The 4,654-nt window shown below is 59.6% G+C and carries 2 protein-coding genes; one reads left to right on the top strand and one right to left on the bottom strand.

Translation table 11 applies throughout. The annotated features are described in order from the left end of the window. A partial coding sequence (locus tag B4F73_RS12860) for a M23 family peptidase (RefSeq protein WP_290483460.1) occupies nt 1–978 on the bottom strand: 978 nt, incomplete at its 3' end. 179 nt (nt 979–1,157) lie between these two features. Between B4F73_RS12860 and B4F73_RS12855 the strand changes: the two genes are divergently transcribed. After that, nucleotides 1,158–4,493 (top strand): intermembrane phospholipid transport protein YdbH family protein, encoded by a 3,336-nt coding sequence (locus tag B4F73_RS12855; RefSeq protein WP_290483459.1) that lies wholly within the window; start codon nt 1,158–1,160, stop codon nt 4,491–4,493. The last annotated feature ends 161 nt before the right edge of the window (nt 4,494–4,654 follow it).

The raw sequence follows: 4,654 nt of genomic DNA, 5'->3' as shown, positions 1-4,654 counted from the left end.
GATCGGCGTGCCGGACGGCGCAGCGAAATCAGTGCCCTTGTGCAGGCGCGTATAGCCAGAGATCGGATGGCGCCGATTGCCGAAGGAGGATGACAGACGCGCGCCATTGATCGGAGTCTTCATCAGGAATTTCGTGGCGCTTTCGCCATTCTCGTCGAAATAGTCAGCTACGCCGTCATCGCTGGGTGTGAAGCGATAGAAGCCGCGTGTCAGGGCCCGGCCATTCAGCTTGGCGAACACCAGCTCGCCATTCTTGACCGGTGTACCACGTTCATCGACCTGGGTCTCGTAGACCATTTCGAAGGTATCGCCCGGATGGATCTCGCGCTGGAAATCCACGTCATAGGCAAACGCGCTGGCAAAATCGACAACCTGCTGGTCGCCGGCGCCCAGCTTGCGGGCGGCTTCATAGATGGAGGTTTCAATTGGGGCTGCAACGCGGTGATAAGTTGGGCTGAGGCGGGCTTTCAGCTCGCTGGCTGTCCAGCCGCTCTCGGCTGAGCGCGTGATGAAAAGATTGCGTTCGGCGTCCGCCTTGATGTTGAGCGCGGTCAGTTGACCATTGGTAATGAAGGCGTCGGCCTTGACCCCGGGGCGAAGGCGCCGCGGATCGAGGAATTCCTTCTCGTAAATCGTGTGCAGTGCAGCGGCAGCATCGGATGGCTCGGCCCCAAGGCGCGTAACGAGTTCCGTCAGCGTTTCGCGGCTTTTCAGCGTGCCGCTTACGCGGTTTGGAATGCCAAGGCCGGGCTCGAATTCGGTTGCAGACAAGAGTGTTGTGGCGAGGGGCGGCGGGGCCGGCGATGCATGGGCGGCGCCCATTCCGACCGGCTCATTGGATGGACCGACCGTTACAAGGCCCAGAATGGCCGAAACCGATCCCAACAGACCCAATACGACCAGACTCTTCACGCCATGCGAGACCGTTCGGCCCGGCTCGGCAGTGTTCGTTTCGACTGTTTTCACGTCATGCACCATGGCGCGATCTCCCTCACTCCAGTGCCACCCAGCACCTCTGTCTCTCAAGACTGTGAATGTCAGAAGGACCTTTTATACCGTTTACACGTTAAGAAACGACATTCTTGCTCAATTTGGCCTTCTTGCTTTCCTACAAATCCTAGTAGCCAATCAAAGCAAGAAGCAAGCCGGAACCGTCAGTGAATACGCCACATTACAAAGATTTAGAGGTTGAAGGCTCGAAGGCGGGCACGCGCCGCCTGAATTGGGGGCGTTGGCTGCTGGTCGCGATCCTGACCCTGATCCTGCTTTTTGGTGCACTCGGCTGGCTCGGTCGCAAATACATCGCCCAACAGGCATTGGCGCAGTGGTGCCATGACCAGTCCCTGACTTGCGAGGCCGATTTCAAGCGCCTTGGGCCTGGTGGCGCGGTGATTACCGGGGTGCGCATCAAATCCGGCGACGAGACGCCCTTCGTGGCAGACGAAGTAATTGCAGACATATCCTGGAAGGGGCTGGTGCCGTCTCTCGGTGCCGTATCGGTTATTGCGCCGGAATTGCACGGCACGTTGGATGATCGTGGTATTCGCTTTCATGGGCTTGAAAATCTGGGCGGGTCTGGCGGGGACAGTGGCAGTCCGCTGCCTCCAGTGAAGATTACCAAGGGCCGCGTCTTGCTGGCCACAAGCGCCGGCGACATCGGGGCATCGGTCGATCTGGAAGGCGAATTTCCCGAATCCGGCACATTGCAGATGGTACTCGACCCGGTGTCCCTGTCCGGTCCGGACGGCACGCTGGTCTGGTCGGAGGGGCGAGTCGATGTCACTGCCAGCGACGGCCAGCTGGAAGGCGAGGCTTTTCTGGATCTTGCCGAGGCCGATATACGCGGCGTTCAGGCGCGAAACGTTCAACTCGACGCGTTGCTGAATTCCCCCCTCGACGGAGCAGGTGACACACAAATTGTCTGGGACGGACATGTCGCCAGCGCCTCCTGGAGCGGATATGAAATTTCCAATGCATCAAGTAGGGGGCGTGCCATTTTGGATCGTCTGCCATCCTTTGAGATCGACTCGATTTTGAATGCGCTGGTTGAGGCCTCTGCCGAGACAGATGCGTCGAAAGTTTCCGGCAGCGCATTTGCCGGTCGCGACATGCAATTGGAGTTCGATCTTGCGGGCGAAGCGGGGCACGTCATCGGCCCTGTACTGGCTTCTGCAAGCGACCTGGACGTTCCTCAGGGCCGCACGCAACGTGCGTCGATCCGGGCAAACTTGGACAGGACGGTCGCGGACGGCATCGACTTCAAGGCCGATGTATCGACGTCCGGGACATCGTTGACTGCCGCGACATCTGACCAGTTGCTCGACTTGGTCAATCTGCCCGACATGTTCGCGGCCCATGAAGCTAGTCTCACGAGCGCGCTGCGTCGAGCGCTAACGGCCTTCAATGCGTCGGTTACGGTCGAGGCTCAGCACAAGGCGGACGGATGGGCCATTTCGGCGGATGGGCCGGCGCAGCTCAACGCACAATCAGGGCTGGCGGCAGACATCTTGCCTGGCGCTAACGGAAAATGGCTCTCTTGGATGGGCCGTGATCGATCGGTAGCAGGTCAGCTCTCTTTGAAAGGCGGCGGTTTGCCAGCCCTTACGGCAGACCTTCAGGTCCAGATGTCCGAAATGGGCCTGTCGCATTTCAACGCGACGGATCTGAAACTGTCCTCCTGGTCGGCAGGTGGCAGGACTCTCTCAGCCGATCTGAAACGGATTGACTATCAACGCGTCGGCGAAGGGGAGATGGCGCTTGAGACATCTGGCAAGATCGGCGTCGCGGGTAATGTGTCCGGCTTTGATCTCGACTTTTCCAGCCTGTCCGGTCAGTTGCTGGTGTCGTCCGACAAGGCGGGGTGGCGGATATCCACTCCGGATCGGTCCTGCCTGTCACTGGACAGCCAGGGCTTGCGGTTCGGATCGGTCAGCCTCGGCGCTTTCCGCACGCCGATATGCCCGGAAGGGAAAGACTTCATCTCGCCGGGGGCCGGATTTGCTGGGGCCACAAAACTCGGAGACTTGGTGGTTCCGGTCGCTTTCTCATCGAATGCCGGGACGGTCAGCTTCACAAATGCACAGATTGACTGGACGGGCGGAAAGACTGCGAGCGTCTCGGCGGTGTCAGACTCTGTCTCATTGGCCCTTGGCATCGGTGAGGAGACGCTCAGCATTGATGGCGACGGACTGAGGCTGGGCATTGCCACCCGTCTGAACGCCGCGCCCGCTCTGTCGGCGCGACTGGGGGCAACCAAGTTCAACGGAACGCTTGTGCCCGCCAATGTCAGCTCCAGTGATTTCCGCTTCGAAGGCACAACGGGCGAGGGTGGTGTGAAGGGGAGTATGAGCGCCGACGGTGTGATTATCCGCGACTATCGCGATGACCCCCTCTACCAGCCGCTGACAGCAGACCTGGACGCAACTCTGAGCGGTGCCGATTTCAGCATGTCCGGGCCTTTGCGGCTTGCGTCAAACGGCATCACCGTTGCGGACACACTGCTTCGCCTCGACGTGACGAAGCTGAGTGGCATGGCGGCGCTGGAGAGCCGTGACCTGCAATTCGAGCCCGGTGCCCTGCAGCCTTGGCGCCTGTCAGACCGTTTGCGGGGCGTTTTCACGGATGCGCGCGGCGGTCTTGCTGCGGCGGCGCGGTTTGACATTGTTGGAGGCAAGATCGAAGGGACAGGGGAAGTCTCGGTTTCCGAATTCGGTTTTCAGACGACACGGCTTGGCCGGGTGCAGGGGGTCAACGGCACCGTCGCCTTTCGCGAATTGCTGGCCCTGACCACCGAGCCAGGACAGACCATCCTCGTCGAGCGTCTCAACCCCGGCGTACCGCTGGAGAATGGCCAAATCACTTTTCAGCTGGTCGAGGGTACGCAGTTCAAAGTCGAGTCGGCTGCATTCCCCTTCGCCGGGGGGACACTGGCATTGCCGCCCTTTGTCTGGTCGCTTGGCGGCGAGCAACAGAACATTGAAGTTACGGCAGAAGCAATCGAACTCGCGAAACTGGTCGAGGTTTTGAAACTGCCCGACACACGAGCGACCGGCACTGTGTCCGGCAGCTTTCCAATCGACATTGACGGCACAGATATTCTGGTCCGCGATGCTCGGTTGAGAGCCGATGCGGATGGGGGCTATATCTCCTATCTGGGCACGGCTGCGGACTCTGCTGGCGCAGCAGACGAAAACGCAAAAATGGCCTTTGAAGCGCTGAAGGATTTCGATTTCACGGTCCTTGAGCTTGGCCTTGACGGCAACGTCCGCGACCGGATGACCATTTCTCTCATTCTGGAGGGTAAGAGCCGGAAGGGGATCGCGTATGGTGACGGAAATCAGGTGCTGACGGGGCAACCCTTCCTGTTCAACATCACGGTTAACTCGGCACTCGGCGAACTCTTGCGCAACACTCAATACTATACGAGCCAGAAGGGGCTGACCGACGCCGTTGTCGAGCAGGTGAAAGCAAAACGACTGGATGAATCTGAATAGGACACAACCGCCAACTTCATTGACGTTAAGGTGGCGTGTGTCATGTTCCCCATTGAACCCTGAGGAGCGAATCCTGATGAATTATTCCAAAGCCTTGCTGGCTGGCGCGGGCATTGCGGCACTGGTCGCCTGCACGCCGACCGTCCGCATCGAACCGTCCG

This window comes from Hyphomonas sp. UBA3601 (assembly GCF_002375605.1).
Classification (GTDB): Bacteria; Pseudomonadota; Alphaproteobacteria; order Caulobacterales; family Hyphomonadaceae; genus Hyphomonas.
The sequence above is the reverse complement of the archived record's forward strand: the minus strand, read 5'-3'. Positions and strand labels throughout refer to the sequence as shown.